Annotated in this window: 25 protein-coding genes; 15 read left to right on the top strand and 10 right to left on the bottom strand. The window is 47.6% G+C overall.

Translation table 11 applies throughout. From position 1 onward, the window contains the following. Positions 1 to 21 precede the first annotated feature (21 nt). Positions 22 to 843 carry a 4-hydroxybenzoate octaprenyltransferase gene (gene ubiA, locus CWI73_RS07895; RefSeq protein WP_241968872.1) on the top strand — a complete coding sequence of 274 codons (822 nt, stop codon included), beginning with the start codon at positions 22 to 24 and terminating at the stop codon, positions 841 to 843. Between the two features lie 14 nt (positions 844 to 857). Here ubiA and plsB read toward each other — a convergent pair whose 3' ends face one another. Beyond that, the gene (gene plsB, locus CWI73_RS07890; RefSeq protein WP_126752266.1) at positions 858 to 3,311 is read right to left on the bottom strand and encodes a glycerol-3-phosphate 1-O-acyltransferase PlsB; all 2,454 of its coding nucleotides are present in this window, start codon (positions 3,309 to 3,311) and stop codon (positions 858 to 860) included. Between the two features lie 132 nt (positions 3,312 to 3,443). Here plsB and lexA point away from each other — a divergent pair, with 132 nt between their 5' ends. The 6 genes from lexA (at position 3,444) to CWI73_RS07860 (ending at position 8,972) form a co-directional block, all read left to right on the top strand. Continuing rightward, positions 3,444 to 4,061, top strand: coding sequence for a transcriptional repressor LexA (lexA, locus tag CWI73_RS07885; protein WP_126752265.1), 618 nt, complete (start codon positions 3,444 to 3,446; stop codon positions 4,059 to 4,061). After that, the gene (locus CWI73_RS07880; RefSeq protein WP_053953181.1) at positions 4,058 to 4,489 is read left to right on the top strand and encodes a hypothetical protein; all 432 of its coding nucleotides are present in this window, start codon (positions 4,058 to 4,060) and stop codon (positions 4,487 to 4,489) included. Before lexA ends, CWI73_RS07880 begins: the two co-directional genes overlap by 4 nt. Positions 4,490 to 4,788: 299 nt before the next feature. Then, on the top strand, positions 4,789 to 5,910 hold the full coding sequence (gene coxB / locus CWI73_RS07875; protein WP_126752297.1) for a cytochrome c oxidase subunit II: 1,122 nt from the start codon (positions 4,789 to 4,791) through the stop codon (positions 5,908 to 5,910). 10 nt (positions 5,911 to 5,920) lie between these two features. After that, positions 5,921 to 7,510 carry a cytochrome c oxidase subunit I gene (gene ctaD / locus CWI73_RS07870; RefSeq protein ID WP_126752264.1) on the top strand — a complete coding sequence of 530 codons (1,590 nt, stop codon included), beginning with the start codon at positions 5,921 to 5,923 and terminating at the stop codon, positions 7,508 to 7,510. 5 nt (positions 7,511 to 7,515) lie between these two features. Continuing rightward, positions 7,516 to 8,085, top strand: coding sequence for a cytochrome c oxidase assembly protein (locus CWI73_RS07865; RefSeq protein WP_126752263.1), 570 nt, complete (start codon positions 7,516 to 7,518; stop codon positions 8,083 to 8,085). An 11-nt stretch (positions 8,086 to 8,096) separates the two neighbouring features. Continuing rightward, positions 8,097 to 8,972, top strand: coding sequence for a cytochrome c oxidase subunit 3 (locus CWI73_RS07860; RefSeq protein ID WP_126752262.1), 876 nt, complete (start codon positions 8,097 to 8,099; stop codon positions 8,970 to 8,972). A 14-nt stretch (positions 8,973 to 8,986) separates the two neighbouring features. Here the strand turns inward: CWI73_RS07860 and CWI73_RS07855 are convergent, their stop codons facing one another. Further along, positions 8,987 to 9,202 carry a DUF2909 domain-containing protein gene (locus tag CWI73_RS07855; RefSeq protein WP_058576621.1) on the bottom strand — a complete coding sequence of 72 codons (216 nt, stop codon included), beginning with the start codon at positions 9,200 to 9,202 and terminating at the stop codon, positions 8,987 to 8,989. On the opposite strand from CWI73_RS07855, the gene CWI73_RS07850 reads away from it, so the two are divergent. From CWI73_RS07850 to CWI73_RS07830, 5 genes are read left to right on the top strand one after another with little or no spacing between them, the layout of a single operon-like run. After that, entirely contained in the window at positions 9,180 to 9,935 is a 756-nt protein-coding gene (locus CWI73_RS07850) for an SURF1 family protein (protein WP_126752261.1), read from the top strand. The genes CWI73_RS07855 and CWI73_RS07850 overlap by 23 nt on opposite strands. Continuing rightward, a complete protein-coding gene (locus CWI73_RS07845; RefSeq protein WP_053953187.1) occupies positions 9,932 to 10,477 on the top strand; it encodes a hypothetical protein in 546 nt (181 codons plus the stop codon). The genes CWI73_RS07850 and CWI73_RS07845 overlap by 4 nt, the downstream gene beginning before the upstream one ends. A gap of 12 nt (positions 10,478 to 10,489) precedes the next feature. Next, complete coding sequence (locus CWI73_RS07840; protein ID WP_126752260.1) at positions 10,490 to 11,479, top strand: COX15/CtaA family protein; 990 nt, start codon at positions 10,490 to 10,492, stop codon at positions 11,477 to 11,479. A gap of 12 nt (positions 11,480 to 11,491) precedes the next feature. Beyond that, positions 11,492 to 12,388, top strand: a complete 897-nt coding sequence (gene cyoE / locus CWI73_RS07835; protein ID WP_053953189.1) for a heme o synthase — start codon at positions 11,492 to 11,494, stop codon at positions 12,386 to 12,388. Between the two features lie 8 nt (positions 12,389 to 12,396). Continuing rightward, a complete protein-coding gene (locus CWI73_RS07830) occupies positions 12,397 to 13,011 on the top strand; it encodes an SCO family protein (protein WP_126752259.1) in 615 nt (204 codons plus the stop codon). A 1-nt stretch (position 13,012) separates the two neighbouring features. Here CWI73_RS07830 and CWI73_RS07825 read toward each other — a convergent pair whose 3' ends face one another. Next, entirely contained in the window at positions 13,013 to 14,095 is a 1,083-nt protein-coding gene (locus tag CWI73_RS07825; RefSeq protein WP_126752258.1) for a polysaccharide deacetylase family protein, read from the bottom strand. 60 nt (positions 14,096 to 14,155) lie between these two features. Here CWI73_RS07825 and CWI73_RS07820 point away from each other — a divergent pair, with 60 nt between their 5' ends. Further along, complete coding sequence (locus CWI73_RS07820) at positions 14,156 to 15,487, top strand: MATE family efflux transporter (RefSeq protein WP_126752257.1); 1,332 nt, start codon at positions 14,156 to 14,158, stop codon at positions 15,485 to 15,487. Here the strand turns inward: CWI73_RS07820 and nfuA are convergent. Both nfuA and CWI73_RS07810 read right to left on the bottom strand, forming a co-directional pair. After that, positions 15,450 to 16,028 (bottom strand): Fe-S biogenesis protein NfuA, encoded by a 579-nt coding sequence (gene nfuA, locus CWI73_RS07815; protein WP_058576615.1) that lies wholly within the window; start codon positions 16,026 to 16,028, stop codon positions 15,450 to 15,452. The genes CWI73_RS07820 and nfuA overlap by 38 nt on opposite strands. 72 nt (positions 16,029 to 16,100) lie before the next feature. Continuing rightward, positions 16,101 to 16,784, bottom strand: coding sequence for a ComF family protein (locus tag CWI73_RS07810; RefSeq protein WP_126752256.1), 684 nt, complete (start codon positions 16,782 to 16,784; stop codon positions 16,101 to 16,103). A gap of 41 nt (positions 16,785 to 16,825) precedes the next feature. Here CWI73_RS07810 and bioH point away from each other — a divergent pair, with 41 nt between their 5' ends. Then, entirely contained in the window at positions 16,826 to 17,593 is a 768-nt protein-coding gene (bioH, locus tag CWI73_RS07805) for a pimeloyl-ACP methyl ester esterase BioH (protein WP_126752255.1), read from the top strand. On the opposite strand, the gene mutM is transcribed toward bioH, so the two are convergent. Continuing rightward, positions 17,590 to 18,402 (bottom strand): bifunctional DNA-formamidopyrimidine glycosylase/DNA-(apurinic or apyrimidinic site) lyase, encoded by an 813-nt coding sequence (gene mutM, locus CWI73_RS07800; protein ID WP_126752254.1) that lies wholly within the window; start codon positions 18,400 to 18,402, stop codon positions 17,590 to 17,592. The genes bioH and mutM overlap by 4 nt on opposite strands. A 3-nt stretch (positions 18,403 to 18,405) precedes the next feature. After that, positions 18,406 to 18,900, bottom strand: coding sequence for a hypothetical protein (locus CWI73_RS07795; protein ID WP_126752253.1), 495 nt, complete (start codon positions 18,898 to 18,900; stop codon positions 18,406 to 18,408). A 93-nt stretch (positions 18,901 to 18,993) separates the two neighbouring features. Between CWI73_RS07795 and CWI73_RS07790 the strand changes: the two genes are divergently transcribed. Continuing rightward, entirely contained in the window at positions 18,994 to 19,611 is a 618-nt protein-coding gene (locus tag CWI73_RS07790) for a 2OG-Fe(II) oxygenase (protein WP_126752252.1), read from the top strand. A 65-nt stretch (positions 19,612 to 19,676) separates the two neighbouring features. Here the strand turns inward: CWI73_RS07790 and rpmG are convergent, their stop codons facing one another. From rpmG to radC, 3 genes are all read right to left on the bottom strand, one after another. Further along, positions 19,677 to 19,832 (bottom strand): 50S ribosomal protein L33, encoded by a 156-nt coding sequence (gene rpmG / locus CWI73_RS07785; RefSeq protein ID WP_008489399.1) that lies wholly within the window; start codon positions 19,830 to 19,832, stop codon positions 19,677 to 19,679. A 12-nt stretch (positions 19,833 to 19,844) separates the two neighbouring features. Then, a complete protein-coding gene (gene rpmB / locus CWI73_RS07780) occupies positions 19,845 to 20,081 on the bottom strand; it encodes a 50S ribosomal protein L28 (RefSeq protein ID WP_053953199.1) in 237 nt (78 codons plus the stop codon). Positions 20,082 to 20,262: 181 nt separating this feature from the next. Further along, positions 20,263 to 20,937 (bottom strand): RadC family protein, encoded by a 675-nt coding sequence (gene radC / locus CWI73_RS07775; protein WP_126752251.1) that lies wholly within the window; start codon positions 20,935 to 20,937, stop codon positions 20,263 to 20,265. Positions 20,938 to 20,987 lie beyond the last annotated feature (50 nt).

Raw genomic sequence — 20,987 nt, 5'->3', positions numbered from 1 at the left:
CTTCAGGCTTTTTGGCAGTTAATGCGGGCGGACCGCCCCATTGGTACTTATTTGCTGGCGTGGCCGACAATATGGGCGTTGCTGATTGCCGGCACCGGTAACCCGCCGCTGAAAATTGTAGTGATATTTTTGCTGGGTACTTTTGTGATGCGCTCCGCCGGTTGTGTGATCAATGACTTTGCCGACCGCAATTTTGATGGTCATGTAAGGCGCACTAAGCAACGCCCTATTCCCGCCGGGAAAATTTCCGCAACGGAAGCTATTATTGGTTTCTTTATTTTGCTGGCTATTGCTTTTGGACTGGTGCTTCAGCTGAATACAAACACCGTTATGTTGAGCTTCCTCGCTGCCGGCGTTGCCGCACTTTACCCTTTCTGCAAACGCTGGACTCACCTACCCCAAGTGGTACTGGGCGTAGCCTTCAGTTTCGGCATACTAATGGCGTTTACGGCACTTGAATCGAATGAATGGTTTATCGCTGCTCTGTTGTTTATCGCCAATATTATTTGGACCGTGGCTTACGACACCGAATACGCCATGGCCGACCGCGAAGACGACTTAAAAATTGGCCTGCAAAGCACGGCTATTTTATTTGGTCGTTACGACAAACTCATCATTGCGTTATTGCAGCTGGTTGTCATCGGCTTGCTGGCATGGGTGCTTTATATACTCACAGCGGACTGGATAGCCTGGGCGGCGCTTGCGATAAGTGTGCTGTTGTTTATGTACCAGCACTGGTTAATACGCCATCGCGAGCCAATGAAATGCTTCCAGGCCTTTTTGCACAACCATTACGTCGGTATGGTTTTCGCTATAGGCCTGGCATTACATTACTGGTACTAAGTTTACACTAAAGGCTATTCACTCGGCTGATTGACGAACTGCTGCACCGACTGCCTTATAGTTTGCAGGACAGGCCCGTCAATCAGCTCATCGACCTGGTCACTTAACGCCCCAACCGGCTCTGCGGCAATTTGCTGACCATCGTCATCAATTTCAACCAGCCCCTGCTGCTTAAGACTAGCAATTAATGTCGCCATGACTTTCTTGTCATAAAACTCCGGCGCGTCAATTCCGTGGATAGAACTCAAACGCTCGGCCAGAGTAATAGACTGTTTCTCAAGCTCCGCCCGCATTATTGGCTGTGCCTGCTGAAGAAGCTCTAACACAATACAGTAGCGTTGCAGAGTTTCACTGGCACTGTTGGCTAGCAAGCGCAAACGATACCACTCGGCACTTTCACGCTTCGCAATGACACAGTCGCTCCCTTCGCAGGTAATTAATTGCTGACGTGCCAGCTCTTCGCATAGCGCCTCCACCCACAATGGAATTTCGTCAGTTTCGTGGCTAAGGTACAGCTCTGCCTTTAGCATGGGGTAGATAGCTTGAGTGCGCTCGACAATCTCATTAACCGACACACGCTTTTTTGCCATGATAATTGAGGCAACAATGCCCGGCACAACCATCATGTGCAGTATGTTGTTACGATAATATGTCATCGCAATAGCCGACATACGTTCGAGCGAGATAACTTCGCCCATGGTATCTGACTCAACTTTAAACTTATCGGTGCGCAGCGCCTGCTGCCACAATTCTTCCGGCGTTTCTTTAGGCACACTAATATCGGTACTGTAAGGCACTTCTTTTAACACACCCAGATACACTTCCAGCTGAGCTAATAGCTCTTCTTTCGTCAGCGCATGATGCTCAGAGCTGAGCAATGCCAGAGCCGTTAGGTTCACACTGTTTGCGGCTGCAGAGTCGTTTATGCCCTGCATAACACGCTCGGCCAAACCATTGACCACAGGGGTTAACCAATTGGGTCTTAGAGGCTCTTCGGCTCCTCGCGTTACCGACTTATGCCAGTCGGGCGCATTACAGTCCAGCGTATGCTTTAAATCGATAGGCTGACCGAAAGTCACAAAGCCCTGACCAAAATTACGCAATTTGGTAATTGTTTTTAGAATTTGAAAAACGGATTCTTTCTCTTTGTCCTTACCTTTCAATTCTTTCAGGTAAGTGGCAACTTCCATAATGTGTTCATAACCGAGATACACCGGCACCAACGACACTGGACGTTGTTGATCACGCAGCATACCCTGAACGGTCATAGCGAGCATGCCAGTCTTTGGCGGCAATAAACGCCCAGTTCTGGAACGGCCGCCTTCACTGAAATATTCCACCGGGTAGCCTTTTTGAAACAGCCAGCACAAGTACTCGCGAAATACCGCAGAATAAAGCTTATTGCCACGGAAACTGCGGCGTATAAAGAACGCTCCACCACGACGGAAAATGCCACCAACCGGGAAAAAGTTCAGATTGACCCCTGCTGCAATATGCGGCGGCACCAAGCCTTGCTTGTAAATAACGTAGCTTAGTAGCAAATAATCCATGTGACTTCTGTGACAGGGCACATAGATAATTTCGTGTCCCTGCTGAGCAAGACGACGTATGCGTTCACCGCCTTTTACATGAATACCGTTATAAATACGGTTCCACATCCAGGTCATAAAGCGATCGAGTACACGCACTAATGTCGAGCTGTAATTCGCCGCAATTTCGTCAATGTAAGAGAGTGCTTTTTTTCGGGCTTCTTCTTCACTAATCTTCTTGCCTTTGGCTTCGTCGGCAACGGCCTTTTTGAGTGCCGGCGTGTTAATGAGCTGGGCCATAAGCTCTTTACGATGGCTGAGCTTGGGGCCCGCAACCGCGTGACGCATGCGAACAAAGTGAACACGGGCAACACGCGCCAATTTATGGGCTATGCGCATGTCTGCGCCGTAATCATTAGCCATTTGACCTAAACTGACGCTACGCGAGAAGCGCAACAAGACCTGACGACCTGAAAAAAGCACAAGCCAGAATTTACGAATAGCGCCTGGGTTATCGAGGTCACCCGTCATTGCCTTGCCGGCAGTTGCTTCCTGGCCTGCCTGGCGCCCCCAGAACACCCCTGCGGGTATAAGCTGTAAGTCGAGGTTGCTATTGTCTTTATGTAACTTCAACAACTGATGAAATTCTTCCACCGCTTCTTCAGAGGTTTCATTAGCAAATTCTTCCAGGTACATAACCCGGCTGTATTCTTTGCCATCAATTTCGAGCGGCTCGAGAGGATCAGGAAGACCACGACGTCTAGCAGCGCGCTGCAATATGGAGAGGTCAGCCGTAGAGGTTGAGCGCATAACGTAAGCCACCGGCTTTTGCACCGTGGTTTTGTGATCAGTTTCATCGCCGTCCCAAATATCTTCGAACCGTGTTAGCCAACGTAACGGATACTTCAACACCGCGTAAAAAGGGCTTTTTTTACTCATACATCAACCTCTGTTTTAAACAGAGCTATAGGATACCAACTTAAAAAATAAAAGTCGTTGATGAAATGACTTGCGAAATAAAAATACCTGTATATACTCACAGTATCACTGTACATAAACACAGGTTCGAATATGCGTCCTTTAACACCAAGACAGTCTGAAATATTAGAGCTTATTAAAGACAACCTGCACGCAACCGGTATGCCACCAACACGTGCGGAAATTGCCTCCAAGCTGGGCTTTCGTTCTGCCAACGCCGCCGAAGAACATTTAAAGGCGTTAGCACGTAAAGGTGTTATTGAAATTATGCCGGGTATGTCTCGTGGCATTCGCTTAGTCGGCGACGACTTCGATGTCGCCGAAGGTTTGCCGCTGATTGGCCAGGTTGCTGCCGGTGAGCCGCTGCTTGCAGAACAGCATGTTGAAGGGCATTACAAAGTCGACGAATCGTTATTTCAGCCTGCCGCCAGCTTCTTATTGAAAGTCAACGGTATGAGCATGAGAGACATCGGTATCTTGGACGGTGACTTACTTGCCGTGCACAAAACTGAGCAAGCCAGAAATGGACAGGTTGTTGTTGCTCGAGTTGAAGACGAAGTCACGGTGAAACGCTTTGAACGTAAAGGCCGCACGGTCTTATTACATCCAGAAAATCCTGACTTCTCCACCATCACTGTTGACTTGGCATCGCAAGTATTCGCGATTGAAGGTCTGGCAGTTGGTGTTATCAGAAATGGAGCTGCACTATGAAAATTCAACAGAACAACAAATTACACCACCCGGGTTTGTGGAAAGCTGCACCGACTGATATTAAGTTTGAACAAGAAACAGGCGCAGAGGCAGTCGAAACAGATGCCTTATCACCAGCTGTTCAAAATGCTTTACAGCAAAAACCAAGTGAGTGGGTTACTGTTATCGGCGGTGACAAAAATGTCATTGCCCAGCTCATTGAGTCCGGTGTTGCGGAGCATCAAATTCGTTGGTTACGCAGTCACTCTGCCGAACGTTGTGAATGGGCATTAGAGCAGGCATTATTAGCGGGAAACAGCAGTATGGTTATTGCCTATCTCGACTCTGTCTCAAGCCGCACATGGCAGCGCGCAAAAATGGCAAGTAAATTAAGTCACACTCAATACTTCCTGTTTGATAAAAACACACTAACATCCCACCTCCACTAAATCCTCGTTAGTGTGTTTCTTCCTTGAAAGGCTGCTTCGGCAGCCTTTTTTTAACAGATTCGCTCATTTATTAGCCAATTGTTTGATTTGATCTGGATCTTTCTGTGTAAATTAGTTAATAAATGTACTACCCGACTATAAAAATATTATAACAACGATAATTATAACAAAGAGTCTGTGGAGAAAGTGATTTCTGGGGAGATGCTGTTCCTTTTTCTGCTTACCTCTTTGTTCTTCGAGTTTTGATCGGAATTAAAGATTCGATCTCATTGAAGAATAAGAGGAGAAGTCACGTGAAAATGAAGCCTCTGTGGACACTACTGGTTATGTTGAGCTTGCCTGCTAGTGCAGAAAGCCAACTCAACTTAACCAAGGGTGTTACTGAAGTCAGTAACCGAGTTTATGACCTGCATATGACGATATTTTATATCTGTTGTGTCATTGGTGTAGTCGTATTCGGTTTGATGTTCATTTCGATGATTCGCCATCGTAAGTCGAAAAATCCTAAACCTGCGAATTTCCACGAGAACGTTAAAGTTGAAATTGCCTGGACCATTATTCCGCTTTTAATATTGGTGGGTATGGCCATTCCGGCAACAACAACTCTTATCGCTATGGAAGATACATCTGACGCTGATGTTACTATCCAAGTTACCGGTTCGCAGTGGAAATGGCACTACAAGTATTTCGAGAATGACGTTGAGTTCTTCAGTCGTTTGGCGACGCAACAGGAACAAATCAACAATAAATTCGACAAAAGCGAAAACTACCTACTCGAAGTCGACCGCCCTCTGGTTATTCCAACGGGTCAAAAAGTTCGCTTCCTAGTCACTTCTGACGACGTTATTCACAGCTGGTGGGTGCCTGACTTTGCTATCAAAAAAGACGCTAATCCAGGCTTTATTAATGAGACCTGGACAAAAGTCGATGAGCCGGGTGTTTACCGGGGACAGTGCGCCGAACTTTGTGGTAAAGACCACGGTTTTATGCCAGTTGTGGTCATCGCGAAAGAGCCAGCTGAGTACGAAAAGTGGATAACCGAAATTGAAGCGGAACAGGAAGCAGCACGCCAGCGAGAGCAAGAATTATTGTCTATGGAGATGTCGAAAGACGAACTCATGGATCTCGGCGAAAAAGTTTATAACAGCACTTGTGCAGCTTGTCACCAGCCTAACGGTCAAGGTGTCAATGGTGTATTCCCGGCATTAGCGGGAAGTGGCGTTGCAGTCGATCCAGACGGCACCTCGAAACACATCGATATTGTTGTAAATGGTGTATCTGGAACTGCTATGCAGGCATTTGGGGAGCAGCTCAGTATGCAAGAATTGGCAGCTGTTATCACCTACGAGCGTAATGCCTGGGGTAACGACACTGGCGACCTAATTCAGGCAGCCGACATCAACGAAGTCATGAATCAATAAGGAGACGGTGATGAGCACAGCAGTCGACGCAACACATCACGACGCACACCACGATCATAAGCCGTCTGGCATTGGTCGCTGGTTATTTACAACAAACCACAAAGACATAGGGACACTGTACCTATGGTTCAGCCTAATTATGTTCTTTGTTGGTGGTGCAATGGCCATGGTAATTCGGGCTGAACTATTTCAGCCGGGATTGCAGCTTGTAGAGCCTCACTTTTTTAATCAAATGACAACGGTTCATGGCCTTGTCATGATATTCGGTGCGGTTATGCCTGCCTTCGTAGGCTTGGCTAACTGGATGATTCCAATGATGATTGGCGCACCAGACATGGCACTACCTCGAATGAATAACTGGAGCTTTTGGATACTGCCATTTGCATTTTGTATTCTGTTAGGCTCTTTGTTTTCAGCGGGTGGTGGTCCAGCATTTGGTTGGACAGCCTACGCACCGTTATCAACCCAGTACGGAGGCGACTCAACCGCGTACTTTGTCTTTTCCGTCCATATTATGGGGATCTCTTCGATAATGGGTGCGATTAACGTCATCGTCACGGTGCTTAATATGCGCGCTCCAGGCATGACACTGATGAAAATGCCGATGTTCGTATGGACTTGGTTAATTACCGCCTTTTTACTGATTGCCGTTATGCCTGTTCTGGCAGGTGCGGTAACAATGCTTCTTACGGATACTTACTTCGGCACCAGCTTTTTTGATGCTGCTGGCGGTGGTGACCCCGTGATGTACCAGCATATTTTCTGGTTTTTCGGGCATCCGGAAGTTTATATAATGATACTGCCGTCTTTCGGTATTGTCTCAGCGATTATTCCGGCATTTGCAAGAAAAAAACTCTTTGGCTATTCCTCTATGGTCTATGCCACAGCCGCTATAGCATTGCTATCCTTTCTGGTCTGGGCTCACCACATGTTCACGACTGGTATGCCAGTATTCGCAGAACTGTTTTTCATGTACTGTACGATGATTATAGCCGTACCCACTGGGGTGAAAATCTTTAACTGGGTAGCAACCATGTGGCGAGGCTCTCTGACATTTGAAACACCTATGCTATTTGCATTGGCCTTTGTCATACTCTTTACCATTGGTGGTTTCTCCGGCTTGATGCTAGCCATTACTCCAGCTGACTTTCAGTATCATGACACCTACTTTGTCGTAGCACATTTCCATTATGTGTTGGTTACCGGTGCCGTTTTCTCCATCATGGCCGCTGCTTACTACTGGTTACCCAAGTGGTCGGGGTACATGTACGATACGACACTATCCAAAGTCCATTTTTGGTTATCGGTCATATCTGTAAATATACTGTTCTTCCCTATGCACTTTGCTGGACTAGCGGGCATGCCTCGTCGTATACCCGACTATGCAACGCAGTTTGCAGATGTGAACCAAATTACCAGTATTGGTGGTTTTGCATTTGGGCTATCACAACTCGTATTTCTCTGGGTCGTAATTAAATGCGCTCAGAAAAAAGGTGAAAAGGCCGACAGTAAACCTTGGGAAGGTGCAGAAGGATTTGAATGGTCGGTGCCATCACCAGCGCCATATCACACCTTCGAAAAGCCACCTAAAGTGGAATAGCGAGTATGTCTGAGCAACATCAGAATAACAGCATCTTGGTTAAGCGACTGTTACTAACAGTCGCTGGAATGTTTGCGTTTGGGTTCGCGCTAGTACCGCTTTACGATGTATTTTGTGAAGTGACAGGCTTTAACGGCCGAACCAGCAATGAAGCAGCCACTTATGAGATGGTAGAAATTGATGAATCGAGAACGATTCGAGTTCAGTTTTTGACTCGAAACGCTAAAGGCATCCCCTGGAAGTTTGAATCATCGGTTAAAGAAGTACGAATTCATCCAGGGGAAACTAAAGTCGTTAATTTCTTAGCCGCTAACCCAACTCAATCAGACATGGTTGCGCAAGCGATACCTTCTGTGGCACCTGCAGAAGCATCTCTTTACCTCAACAAGGTCGAATGCTTTTGCTTTAATCAACAACCGTTAACTGCGGGTGCTAATACCAAAATGCCAATGCAATTTTATGTTGACCCGGATATTCCCGACCATATAACAACCTTTACTCTGTCATACACTCTGTATGATGTGACAGCCCAGTCGTCCCAGTCGTTTAAGGACGAGCAAAAAGAAACCGAATAAGGAAAGAGGCTATGTCAGAACAACAAAGTTACTACGTACCGGCGTCCAGTCCTTGGCCGATCATTGGTGCCCTTGGACTCGGATTAATTGCCTGGGGAGCCAGTACTACTGTCATCCAGGCGTCAGCTGAACAAGACGGCCATGGAAGCACTGTATTATTTGCTGGTATTGGCGTCATCGTTTTCATGCTTTTCGGTTGGTTCCGTGATCAAATAAATGAGTCAACCAAAGGACTTCATAACGAGCAATTAAACACTTCATACAAACAGGCGATGAGTTGGTTTATTTTCTCAGAGGTCATGTTCTTCGCCGCTTTCTTCGGTGCATTATTCTATGCCCGCGTCATTGCGGTTCAATGGTTGGGTGGCGACAGCAACAACGCCATGACCAACGAAGTGCTCTGGCCGGAATTTGTCGCTCACTGGCCGTTGGTGAATACGCCGGGTGGCACAGAAACACAGGCAATGGGTTGGTACGGTTTGCCCGCTATCAACACCATCATTCTTTTGATAAGTTCTGTGACTTGTCACTTTGCCCACACCGGCCTTGAGCAAGGCAAGCGTAAGCAACTGACCGGCATGTTGGGTGTGACCATTATTCTTGGTTTAATTTTCCTGTATCTGCAGGGTGCGGAGTACGTGCATGCGTACGAAGAACTGGGCTTAACGCTGGACTCAGGCATTTACGGTAATACCTTCTATATGCTCACCGGTTTCCACGGTTTGCACGTAACTTTAGGTACCGTCATGCTCATTATTATGTTCCTGCGGGTCCTGAAAGGCCACTTCACGCCGGATAATCACTTTGCATTTCAGGCCACGAGCTGGTACTGGCACTTTGTTGATGTGGTTTGGTTATGTTTATTTGTGGTGGTTTACGTACTGTAAGAAAAGCGCCCCGTTTAATAGGGGCGTGGATTTAACGGCAAAAAGCCGCCGTAAGTGGCCGCTATTAATGCAATTAAAATAATAGCGGCTATTCCCACTCGTTTTCCCAAATAATGAGACATCGGTGGTTTGTTGGGATCGTTACGCAGCATAGAAAATAATGCGCGGAACAAATTCACCACCATATACACGAGCAGTAGAACAATAATGACCTTAAAAACGACCAACATAAAAATTCCCCTTGTTGCAACAATCATTACTTTGCTGGCAATTGGGGTGTTGGTCAAGCTTGGCTTTTGGCAGTTAGACAGAGCTGAGGAAAAACAGCTGTTGTTTGCCGACTACGAGTCTCAACAAACTAATGAAGCTCGGCCTTTAAGCTCTATAAAAAGCTTAAGCGCAGATAAGCACCGATTTACTTATGTGTCAGTCAGTGGCGAATTTCAGCCGACACCGGTGTTATTACTGGATAATCAAATTCAGGACGGAACCGTTGGCTACAATGTGCTGGGCTTTTTTCAACCAGACTCGCCCGAACTGCCAACACAGCTGGTTAATCTGGGCTGGATACCAGCTCCCACGTTACGCAGCGATATTCCCGAGGTCGAATTACCTAAAGGCAGGTTAACACTCACCGCCTATCTGTATTTCCCGAGTCAAAACGAGCTAACCCAAAACTCTTTCGAATACGCTACAAATAATGACTCCGTTCGTATTCAAGAGGCGCATCCAAATGCACTTGCGAAAAAGTTCGGCCTGACATCCCGCTCTCACCTGCTACTGCTTGAAACGCCAAAAAATATCGGCTGGCAACGAGACTGGGAACCACAAGTCATGAAACCGGAAAAGCACTATGGATATGCGACACAATGGTTTTCTCTTGCGGTCGCATGTTTGGTGATTTTCGTAATTGCTGTTATAAAACTTAACAAACAATCAAAAAAAGAAGAGGAGACCCAATGAGCTCCCCAAATCGCTCAAGAAAAGCTATTTTAACGGTGTTTGCGTTATTCCTATTACCAGTCATAGCTGCCTGGGTTATTTTATCGCAGAACTGGTATGAAGCAGGCACCAACAAAGGCACTTTACTACAGCCACCTGTTACGCTGAGTTCAGAAGTCGATACACTGCCGGAAGGCTGGAAGCTGGGCTATATACCTCCCGAAAACTGCGACCAGACCTGCAAAAATGCTCTCTACGTAATGAATCAAGTTGATGTCGCCATTGGCAAGGATACCGATCGCTTAACGCCGGTCACCTTTCACGACAACAATGACCAGCTTTCAGATTATGAGCGTGATGCGCCGCAAATAACTCCAATAACAGCACCGGCTATCATTCGAGAGCTTCACAATTTACCCGCCAATACGCTGTTTATCATCGACCCTATGCACAACGTTATGCTGTACTACCCAACACATAGCGACAAAGAAGCGATGATTAAAGAAGGTAAAAACGTACTGGCTGACCTTCGCAAGCTACTTAAGCTAAGTCGAATTGGATAAGGAGCTTAGCTAATGAGAACTTTGGTTAAAATTAGCATATTTTTTGCCTTTGTTGTTATTGTTCTGGGCGCTTTTACCCGCCTGACCGAGGCGGGTCTCGGTTGCCCGGACTGGCCCGGATGTTACGGATTTTTGAAAGTGCCTTCGCAGGAAGAGCATATTGTGCAGGCGGAGCTTCGTTTCCCGGACGCCCCGGTTGAACAGGACAAAGCCTGGAATGAGATGATCCACCGATATTTCGCAGGCACACTCGGTCTTCTCATTTTGGTGATTGCCGTTGCTTCCTGGATAAGAAGCCGCAAACCTAGCCACTACCCAACACCAGTGAAATTGCCGACACTGCTGCTAGGCCTGGTCATTTTCCAGGCCGCACTGGGTATGTGGACTGTGACTATGAACTTACAACCGCTGATAGTCATGGGCCATTTGCTGGGAGGGTTCTCGGTCATATCACTACTTTACCTGCTGTCACTGAGGCTGTCCGACTTCCGGTTAGCAGGCGGCGACCCCGAACTTCGACGATACCGAGGCCTGGCATTTTTTGCGATGCTGGTCGTTATTGGACAAATAGCTCTGGGCGGTTGGGTCGCAGCCAACTACGCCGCTGTTGCCTGTACCGAGCTGCCATTTTGTGAGGGCGACTGGGCGTCGAACTTAGACTTTGTCGGCGCATTCAGTATTCCGGAAGCCGACACCTACCAATTTGGTGCTCACGACTATGATGACCGCATGACCATGCATGTTATTCACCGTATAGGCGCTATTGTGACCTTCTTAGTGTTGTGCACGTTACTGTTTAAATGTTGGCGCAAAGCGAAGTCTCAATTTTTCCGAAGTAAGCTATCTGTTATAGGCTTGTTATTAGTTTTGCAAATTGCTCTAGGTATTAGTAACGTAGTCTTTCAATTGCCGCTTTGGAATGCGGTAGCTCACAATGCTGTTGGGGCATTATTGCTGCTGTCTTTGGTCGGGTTGAATTACAACTTGTCCAGAAAAGCGTAAGGAGTCGTAGTTATGCAATCCGTTGCCACAAAACAAATAACAAAAACGCGCAACGCACATTGGCGAGACTACCTTGAGTTAACCAAACCTCGTGTCGTCGCGTTATTACTGCTCACTGCCGTTGTTGGCATGTGCCTGGCCACTGAGCAGCTTGTTTCTCTGTCGGTATTAGTGCCTGCCTTAACCGGTATTGGCTTAATGTCCGCTGCCGCCGCAGCGGTTAACCACTTGGTTGATCGCCACATAGACGCAAAAATGGCTCGAACGCTTCGCCGTCCGCTGCCTCAGGGGAATTTATCGCCCGCTAAAGTCATCACTTTTGCGACCACTATCGGTGTTATCGGTTTTGTCACCTTGTACGCTTGGGTAAATCCGTTAACCGCTTGGTTAACCTTTGCGTCTATGGTCGGCTACGCCTTTATTTACACCATGTTTTTGAAGCGCGCGACACCGCAGAATATCGTCATTGGTGGCTTGGCAGGAGCCGCACCACCGCTGTTGGGTTGGACCTCAGTTACCAATGAAATATCGGCCTTCCCTATTCTTTTGGTAATGATTATTTTCACCTGGACACCGCCACATTTCTGGGCATTGGCAGTGCATCGTGCCAAAGACTACGCCCGCGCAGAAATTCCTATGTTACCAGTAACCCATGGTATCGAGTTCACCAAGACCTGTATTTTCCTGTATACCATTTTGCTGGGCGTGGTTTGCCTTATGCCATTCCTTATTGGCATGACCGGTATGATTTACCTGGTGGGTGTTACAGCGCTGAACGCTATATTCCTGGCTTATGCGTGGAAGCTGAAATACGCACCGAATAAGAAAACAGCCTTTAACATGTTTGCCTTCTCTATTTGGCACCTGATGCTGCTGTTCGTTATTTTGCTGGTTGATCACTACGTATAGGGTAATTTATGAGTCGTTTCATTACCGTCATTGTTGCTGTTATTGCGTTAATTGCCGGCTGGTTGGTGTATAGCAACTTACCACAGGCGAAACCTGAAGCGCTTATTTACGAGCCGCCTCGCGCATTGAAGCCTTTTACCTTAACCAGCACTAATGACGGTGAGGTTTCAAACGACGCGCTGAAAGGTCAGTGGACCTTGCTATTCACCGGCTACACCTTTTGCCCCGATATCTGCCCGACCACCATGTCAGACCTGAAGCAGGCACTTCCTGAGTTGCAAAACAGTGCCGATGCACCTGTGAAAGTCTGGATGATTTCGGTAGACCCTAAACGTGACAACATAGAGCGACTGCAAGAATACGTTGGCTATTTCGGCGACAACTTTGTTGGTGTGCGCGCTGAACATAAGTCGCTGTTTCCCTTCGTACGCGACTTAGGGCTAATGTACTCCATACCGGAAGAAGGTGAAGAGAATTACCTGGTGAATCACAGTGCCGCCATTATTTTGGTGAACCCTAATGGCCACCGCAAAGCGATTTTCAATGCCGACCACAAGCGTGGGGAAATACCTGTGGTCGACATGGAACAGCTAAAACGCGACTTTTCAATTATCGCTGACTAGCTCAGTCTGGCCAGGAGCCTTGTGCGTCGGGACGAATAAGCGCTATTGAATACCAATAGTAACGCGACTCTGACGCACTGGGCGCGGTGCAATTAACACGCGAACGACCCACCGGTAAGTCAGTGGTTACTTCTACGGTAAAACGCGTGTCACTGTGCCATTCCGGCTCTAACACCTGGCCACCTGAGAAACACCGTAGCTGATTCGTGCGCACATCTTTTAACGCTTCATCACCCGTTAGAGTAACCTCCAGTGTCGGTTGCGTGTTTTCATAATCGAGCAATGGCTCTTCAGGCTTGTAACTGACCACCGGCATCGCCTTGGAACGCAGCTTCGTCTTTAGAGTGTCTAAGTTGGCATAAATACCCGATGCCGGGAAACGAGTAATCGCCGTTTCTTCGCTCCACTCCGACCAGGGCCCGGAGTGCTGAGCAAACGCCAGAAAGCCCCAGTCATCAAGCAGCGCTCTGAGTTCGTTATCGTACTCTCCATATGGGTACGCGAAATACTTTTCCTGCTCTCCTAAGTTTTCGTCGATAGCCTCTTGTGCGCTGACTACATCGTAATGCATACGCTCAACCCACTGCTCTTTGGTTTCATCGGGCTCACGGCGAATTAAGTGTGCATGGCTCTGACCGTGGTTAGCAATGCGAGCACCTCGAGCTTCCAAATCTTTCAGTTCCTCCCAGCCCATATAGTGATCTTGGTGCTTAGCCATTAAGTCCGGGTTCACAAAAACGGTATATGGCATTTCATATTGCTCTAGCAAGTCAGCCGCGTTTTCATACACATTTTGGTAACCGTCATCGAACGTAATAACAACCGCTTTTTCAGGTAACTCGCCGTTACCCTCAATGGCTTCCTGGGCCTGCTTAATATCAATGACGTTAAAATTATTGTCTTTTAAGTAGCTCAGGTGCTCTTTAAATGTGTCAGGATCAATAGAAGTGACCGCCGGCGTACTGTCGCTAACGTGGTGATACTGCAAAACAACGACGCTATCATTGGCCGCCAGGCTCTCTGATGAGCAGCCTAGGCTCAACACCGCAAAGCTGCCCACCAGTAATTTGTTCAACACCTTCATAGTCACTCCTGATACAGTATAAGTACTTGAATTAATACTTTAAAAAGTCACGAAAAGTTTATGCGAACGTTTTTGGGGTTTCCAACCGTTGACCACAGGCATGTGTTTGCCATTGCACTGCCTATGATTGTGTCCAATATCGCTGCGCCGCTTCTCGGCTTGGTTGATACTGCCATCATAGGGCATTTGCCAGACGCTATCTACTTATCGGCCGTTGCGGTCGGTGCCATGGTCGTCAGCTTTATTTATTTGCTGGCTGTATTCCTGCGTATGGCGACCACGGGCTATATAGCTCAGTCTTACGGGGCTGAAGACTTGAGTGCACAGCGCCAGCATTTCAACAACGGTGTCATTATTGCAGTCATTCTGGGGTTGGTGATTGCCTTTGCCAGCCCCTGGATTAACGACGCCGCCATGTGGGTTGTCGCACCTTCGGCTGAATTAGAACCCTACGCTCGCGAGTACATTCGTATTCGCTTATGGTCGGCCCCTGCCGCCCTTATGACGTTGGTAGCTTTAGGTGTGCTACTGGGCCGCCAAAATAGCCGCAAAGCCATGTTGTTGGTTATTATCACTAACGCCGTTAATGTCGTGATGGACGTGGTGCTGATTATCGGTCTCGACCTCAACGTGAAAGGGGCGGCCTGGGCGTCGCTGATAGCTGAATGGGTCACCGCGCTTATTGGGTTCTACTGGACAGCCCGGGCGCTGCAATGGTCACTGCCACATTTCGTTGTTAGCGGGCAGGCACTAAGGCGCTTTCTTGGTGTTAACGGTAACATCTTCGTTCGAAGTTTGGTTCTACAGCTTTGTATGGCCACCATGACCGGCTACGCAACTCGTTACGGCAGTACACTGGTTGCTGTTAACGCCGTGCTCATGCAGTTTTTAATGCTGATATCTTTGGGGTTAGACGGCATTGCCTATGCGGTCGAGGCGCTAGCCGGAGCTGCAAAAGGACAGAAAAAGCCTGATAAAATTCGCTACTGGTGCAAGATAACCCTGCTTTGGTCGTCATTATTTGCCGTCAGTTACACCTTAGTGTTTGCCATTGCCGGCGAGCAAATCGTTCGTTTAATTACAGACATTCCTGAAGTGGTGAATACCGCCATGAACTATCTGCCGTGGATAATTCTTATGCCGATTATCGCGCACTGGAGTTATTGGTTTGACGGGGTATTTATTGGGTTATCGATGAGCAAAGGGATGCGCAATACCATGCTGCTATCCGCTTTAATCGGTTTTATGCCGTTGTGGTGGTTAGGATTGCCGCTGGAGAACCACGGTTTGTGGTTGGCTCTCAGCGGCTTTTTACTCATGCGTGGTGTTACCCAAGCTATTTGGTTATGGCGAACTAGTAGTAAGAGTGCTCACCGTGCTCATGTTCGGTGACATCGCGAACGCCGGTGATTTCATCCGGAAAACGTTCCAGCAACTCCTTCTCAATGCCGTTCTTCAGCGTTACATCTATCATACTACAGCCATTACAGCCGCCACCGAATTGAAGTATCGCGACACCGTCATCGGTAATTTCAGTGACCATTACCTGACCACCGTGGTTTGCCAACTGCGGGTTAATTTCCACCTGAATGACATATTCAACACGGTCTACTAACGGTGCATCATCAGCTACTTTGCGCGCTTTTGCGTTGGGCGCTTTCAGCGTCAATTGAGAGCCTAGCTCCTGCTCTTCAAAGTCAATGGCTGCGTCTTCAAGAAACGGCGCGCTACCCGAGTCGACTACCGCGTCGAAACCGTTAAACGGCAAGCGCTCATCGTCTGGTTCAACTGCGTCTGGTGGACAATAAGAAACACCGCATTCTGCGTTTGGCATACCCGGATTGACCACAAACACACGAATGTTGGTGCCCTCTGGTTGTTCTGCCAATAGCTTTTGAAAATGCGACTGCGCGGCTTCTGAAATACGAATCATAAACTGGTTACCTCACGGCTTATACCTGAGTAAATTACTAGGGTATAGTGTACCTGACATCCCACTCACTTTCTAGTCACCCTGATTATAAGCAATAGCCCATGCGTCAACATGTTTTGCCCCTTTTCTATAAAGCGCATCTGCCGCTGCCATTACCGTGGCTCCGGTGGTAATAACGTCATCAAGTACCGCAACTGACTGTCCGTTAAAATCACCCAGGGCCAACTGACTTTTATGGCTGTTATGCCAACGCTCTCGTTTACTGGTTAAATGCTGCATTGGCTTTTTTCGCACGACTCTAAGCGCATTAGATACATACCTAACATTCAATAAGCCAGCGACTTCACGCGCAACAAGCGCTGTTTGATGAAAGCCGCGCTTATGCCAGGAAGTTTCAGTCATGGGCATAGCGACAATAGAGTCCGGCAGCGGCTTGCCCTGATAACACAAGGTGATATGCGCCGCCAGAATTCGGGCGAACACTGAAGACAACTCAGCTCGATACTGAAACTTATAAAGTTGCATCAGTTGGCGGGTTTGAGGCTCCCAGCGCAGGCTGGCAAACCAATAGCGACACTGCTGCTCGGTTAATGCATGATTTAAGTCTGCCAAGTGCTGACAACAAGCTGGATACCAGCGAGGTAACGCCAGCTCACAGTAGCCGCAAAAGCCGCTATTGCCAGCTTGGTTCGTACCACAACTCCAACATTTGCCGCGACCAAACTGGTTGGCGATATCTTTTAAAAACGCTAGCATAAGCGCAGTTAACCGTTTGCTATTAACGTTGAGGAAGTATAGTGAGTCTATCTATTCAGTGCCACGGGGCAGGAACGCCTTTAGTTGTAATCCATGGCTGGGGAATGAACTCGAACATATGGCAACCGGTTATTCCTTCCTTAAGTGATAAGCACAGAGTGTACTCTGTTGACTTACCGGGCTTTGGTGACTCCTCATGGCCGTTCGAAGAAGCGGTTAATTTAGAGATTTTAGTCGACGTAATAGCGCCTGCATTGCCTGAAAAGTGCCATGTTATGGGGTGGTCATTAGGTGGCTTAGTTGCTACACAGTTTGCCCTGAAGCATCCAGCTAGAACGTTGTCGCTGACAACCGTGGCATCTTCACCACATTTTGTTGAATCGGACAGCTGGCCAGGTATAAAGCCTAATGTTCTTGAGCAGTTTCAGCGCCAGCTCGATTCCGACTTTCGCAAAACCATAGAGCGTTTTTTGGCAATACAGGCAATGGGCAGTAGCGACGCCAAAGCACAAATAAAATTAGTAAGAGAGCTTATTTTCAGTAAACCAACACCAGAGCAAAAGGTACTAAAAGAGACATTACGGCTATTGCAGGAGTGCGACCTTCGCGAACAACTCGCCAACATAGAGGTACCTTTTTTACGGCTTTATGGTCGCCTGGACAGCTTAGTGCCGGAGCGCGCCATTACAAACATTGACGCACTGGCACCGCAGTCGACATCATTCTCTTTTAATAAAAGTTCACACGCTCCGTTTTTATCAGAGCCAGGCGACTTCTCCCGTATACTCACTGAGTTTACGCAGCGTTAGCGCTGGCAGGTCGTGCAATATACAGTACTGCGTTGACCCAGCCGAATTTCTTTCAGACGCTGACTGCAGACCATGCACAATTTGCCACCACGGCCGTATACCTGAAGCTTTTGTGCAAAGTAGCCCGGCGCGCCGTCTACTTGGGTGAAGTCACGAAGTGTCGTGCCACCCTGCTCTATTGCCTGCGCTAAAGTGTCTTTGATAATAGGTACTAACTTCTCGTAGCGCTGTTTACTGATCTTACCGGCGGCGCGTTTAGGATTAATACCAGCTTTAAACAGAGCTTCATTCGCGTAGATATTACCGACGCCAACCACCACCCGGTTATCCATAATAAAGGTTTTGACCGGCTGCGTGCGCTTGCGTGACTGCTCGAACAAGTAGTCCGCATGAAACGCATCTGTTAAAGGCTCAGGCCCTAAGTGTTTCAATAAATCATGAACGTCAGGCTGCTCTTTGGTAAATAGTAAGGCACCAAAGCGACGCGGATCGTTCAAGCGCAAACTCTGCCTATCGTCGAACTCAATACTGATGTGGTCATGCTTGTAGAAAGGCGTTTCAACAGGTACCACACGTAATTTCCCGGACATACCTAAATGCAGAATTAAGGTGCCGGCATGGGTCTCCAATAGCAAATACTTCGCTCGCCTTTTAACGTTTAACAGCGTTTGCCCTTCAACTTCTTTTACTGTCTCAGGTACAGGCCAACGCAAACGGCTATCACGGACATTAACGTGACGTATTTGGTGACCTTCTATGTGCGGCGATATGCCTAACCGACTGACTTCAACTTCTGGTAACTCAGGCATGTACTAACGTCCTAATAACTGACTTACGTGTAAATTCTCAATTTTAAAATTCTGCTGCTGGTTCGGTAACCGTAGAATTAAATACGGCGACGCATACAACTCTACCCGGGCGGTATTACCGTCATTAAACGACAGTAAAACATCGGTAATTTTATCGGTAGCCTGCACATCGACCGGTGTCATCTTTATCGATAACCAGTTATTGACCACTCCACTGATTTGCTGATTTGTCAGGCGACAGTCGTTTGCACACTGCCATTCGCTGTTTGCCAGTTGTAGAGTTAAATCCGGAATTTCTATAGCAGACAAAGAGCCGTTGTCAGGAATCAATCCCATTTGCTCCGCAGACTCAGGCGCTGCTTCATTCGTTTCTTTCAATGGCGGCGCTACGTACCAGAACACAAACATAATAATTAGAATGACGTACACCAGAACATTGTTCCAGGCACGTTTTGTCATTGTCACGCCAAAGAGTTTGCGTTTCTCATTTACCTTCATAAAAGGGCACCCAGGTGTGTTATTTTTTGCTTGTCGCTGTGTTAAGAATACCCTATATTTCGCGCGACAAAAAATGAATATGGTCTTACTACTATGCTGCTAACTACTATCATCGACCGTGTTGCCGACAACGGATACTGCATTGTCGATAATTTCCTGCCAAAGCAGCAATCACAAGCTTTGTATGACTACTCTCAGCAACTGCCCGCACAATACTGGAATATGGCTGGCATAGGCCGACAGCAGTCGCAAACCATAAACACTATGGTTCGTAACGACCGTATTTACTGGCTAACCCCGGACCAGCCTGAACACGCTGACTATCTCGCTATTATGGAAGAGCTGCGTGTTGAATTTAACCGGTCGTTGTTTATGGGTTTGTTCGATTACGAATGCCACCTGGCGCACTACCCAAACGGCGCGTTTTATAAAAAACACTTAGACGCTTTTAAAGGGCGCAGTAACCGAGTGCTAACCACGGTATTTTATTTAAACCCGGAATGGCGGGAAGAAGATGGCGGACAACTGGTGATATACGGCGCAAAAGGCGAAGTGCTGGAGACTGTATTACCTCAACAAGGCCGCTTAGTCGTGTTTTTAAGTGACCGATTTGTGCATGAAGTACTGCCATCAAAACGCGACCGGTTTAGTGTCACCGGCTGGTTCCGTATTAATGCCAGTGTTTCCGGTATTATTGACCCACCGCGCTAAATAGCTGAGTAACAGGCAATAAAAAACCCAGCTCTGGCTGGGTTTTTTGTAAGCGATAAAACCAATTACTTGATTTTAGCTTCTTTGAAAATCACGTGTTTACGAACCACTGGGTCGTACTTTTTGATTTCCATTTTTTCTGGCATGGTGCGTTTATTTTTGTCTGTCGTGTAGAAGTAACCCGTACCCGCAGACGACACCAAACGAATCTTATCGCGCATAATATCTTTTCCTTACACCTTGATACCACGGCCGCGGAGATCCGCTAATACCGAGTCGATACCGTTTTTATCGATGATACGCATACCTTTAGTAGAAATGCGCAGCTTAACCCAACGCTTCTCGCTTTCTACCCAAAAGCGGTGCGATTGAAGGTTCGGCAAAAAGCGACGTTTAGTCGCATTGCGTGCGTGCGAGCGGTTGTTACCGACTACCGGACGCTTACCTGTAACTTGGCATACTTGTGACATGTCTTTACTCCAAAATTGCTGCAAGCTCGCCTGTCGCCCAACGTGACCTTGCCTATAAATCCGAGGGCGCATTTTATACAGCAAACTGCCCTTCTAATCAAGCTAATACGACGGAAATATGATCCTTAACGATCGTTCGGGCGGATTTTACGTGATTTTTCACCAAACTGCCAGTATAAAACTACAACAATCCACGTTCAGCGAACGAAATGGGTGCACCTGCCCCAATAACGAAATGATCGAGCAAAGAAACATCAATTAAGTTCAGGGCTTTTTTCACCCGTTCGGTCACTCGTTGGTCCGCCTGACTTGGCTCTGCCACGCCCGACGGGTGATTATGCGCTAAAATAACCGCCGCTGCATTGTGCTTCATAACCAGCTTAATTACTTCCCGAGGGTACACCGGCGCCGCGTTAATAGTCCCCTGAAATAATTCTTCGTAGTGCAACAGGCGGTGCTGGCTGTCGAGCAATAGCAAGACAAACAGTTCCCGACTTTGGTGTCTGAGCTTCGCCGTCAAGAAATCTTTGACCAGGCTGGGTTCTGTAAAGCCGTCGGTGCGCTCCAGTTGCCATTTTAAATATCGCCGGGACAACTCCATAACGACCTGCAATTGATTCACCCGCGCTGGTCCAATACCATCACATTCAAGCAGCTGCTCCCGACTGGCAACAAGTAACGGTCCGATGCCATTAAAATGGTGCAGCAACTTGCGCGCAAAAGTCACTACATCCTGCCCTTGTCGGCCACTACCCAGTAACACCGCTAATAACTCTGCGTCACTGAGAAACTGCGCTCCCTGTAACTGCAATTTTTCGCGCGGACGCTCAGCAACTGGCCACTCCTTGACACTCATTATTCTCTCCTTCGTTTGAACAGCGGATAAGTATAACGAGCATCTACCGT

This window comes from Idiomarina piscisalsi, from assembly GCF_003987095.1.
In the GTDB taxonomy this organism is placed as follows: Bacteria; Pseudomonadota; Gammaproteobacteria; order Enterobacterales; family Alteromonadaceae; genus Idiomarina; species Idiomarina piscisalsi.
The sequence above is the reverse complement of the archived record's forward strand: the minus strand, read 5'-3'. Positions and strand labels throughout refer to the sequence as shown.

Bases quoted from the DNA above. Each gene is read 5' to 3' on its own strand.
- ubiA (WP_241968872.1), top strand. From the start codon at position 22: ATGCGGGCGGACCGCCCCATTGGTACTTATTTGCTGGCGTGGCCGACA.
- plsB (WP_126752266.1), bottom strand. From the start codon at position 3,311: ATGAGTAAAAAAAGCCCTTTTTACGCGGTGTTGAAGTATCCGTTACGT.
- lexA (WP_126752265.1), top strand. From the start codon at position 3,444: ATGCGTCCTTTAACACCAAGACAGTCTGAAATATTAGAGCTTATTAAA.
- CWI73_RS07880 (WP_053953181.1), top strand. From the start codon at position 4,058: ATGAAAATTCAACAGAACAACAAATTACACCACCCGGGTTTGTGGAAA.
- coxB (WP_126752297.1), top strand. From the start codon at position 4,789: ATGAAGCCTCTGTGGACACTACTGGTTATGTTGAGCTTGCCTGCTAGT.
- ctaD (WP_126752264.1), top strand. From the start codon at position 5,921: ATGAGCACAGCAGTCGACGCAACACATCACGACGCACACCACGATCAT.
- CWI73_RS07865 (WP_126752263.1), top strand. From the start codon at position 7,516: ATGTCTGAGCAACATCAGAATAACAGCATCTTGGTTAAGCGACTGTTA.
- CWI73_RS07860 (WP_126752262.1), top strand. From the start codon at position 8,097: ATGTCAGAACAACAAAGTTACTACGTACCGGCGTCCAGTCCTTGGCCG.
- CWI73_RS07850 (WP_126752261.1), top strand. From the start codon at position 9,180: ATGACCTTAAAAACGACCAACATAAAAATTCCCCTTGTTGCAACAATC.
- CWI73_RS07855 (WP_058576621.1), bottom strand. From the start codon at position 9,202: ATGTTGGTCGTTTTTAAGGTCATTATTGTTCTACTGCTCGTGTATATG.
- CWI73_RS07845 (WP_053953187.1), top strand. From the start codon at position 9,932: ATGAGCTCCCCAAATCGCTCAAGAAAAGCTATTTTAACGGTGTTTGCG.
- CWI73_RS07840 (WP_126752260.1), top strand. From the start codon at position 10,490: ATGAGAACTTTGGTTAAAATTAGCATATTTTTTGCCTTTGTTGTTATT.
- cyoE (WP_053953189.1), top strand. From the start codon at position 11,492: ATGCAATCCGTTGCCACAAAACAAATAACAAAAACGCGCAACGCACAT.
- CWI73_RS07830 (WP_126752259.1), top strand. From the start codon at position 12,397: ATGAGTCGTTTCATTACCGTCATTGTTGCTGTTATTGCGTTAATTGCC.
- CWI73_RS07825 (WP_126752258.1), bottom strand. From the start codon at position 14,095: ATGAAGGTGTTGAACAAATTACTGGTGGGCAGCTTTGCGGTGTTGAGC.
- CWI73_RS07820 (WP_126752257.1), top strand. From the start codon at position 14,156: ATGCGAACGTTTTTGGGGTTTCCAACCGTTGACCACAGGCATGTGTTT.
- nfuA (WP_058576615.1), bottom strand. From the start codon at position 16,028: ATGATTCGTATTTCAGAAGCCGCGCAGTCGCATTTTCAAAAGCTATTG.
- CWI73_RS07810 (WP_126752256.1), bottom strand. From the start codon at position 16,784: ATGCTAGCGTTTTTAAAAGATATCGCCAACCAGTTTGGTCGCGGCAAA.
- mutM (WP_126752254.1), bottom strand. From the start codon at position 18,402: ATGCCTGAGTTACCAGAAGTTGAAGTCAGTCGGTTAGGCATATCGCCG.
- CWI73_RS07795 (WP_126752253.1), bottom strand. From the start codon at position 18,900: ATGAAGGTAAATGAGAAACGCAAACTCTTTGGCGTGACAATGACAAAA.
- CWI73_RS07790 (WP_126752252.1), top strand. From the start codon at position 18,994: ATGCTGCTAACTACTATCATCGACCGTGTTGCCGACAACGGATACTGC.
- rpmG (WP_008489399.1), bottom strand. From the start codon at position 19,832: ATGCGCGATAAGATTCGTTTGGTGTCGTCTGCGGGTACGGGTTACTTC.
- rpmB (WP_053953199.1), bottom strand. From the start codon at position 20,081: ATGTCACAAGTATGCCAAGTTACAGGTAAGCGTCCGGTAGTCGGTAAC.
- radC (WP_126752251.1), bottom strand. From the start codon at position 20,937: ATGAGTGTCAAGGAGTGGCCAGTTGCTGAGCGTCCGCGCGAAAAATTG.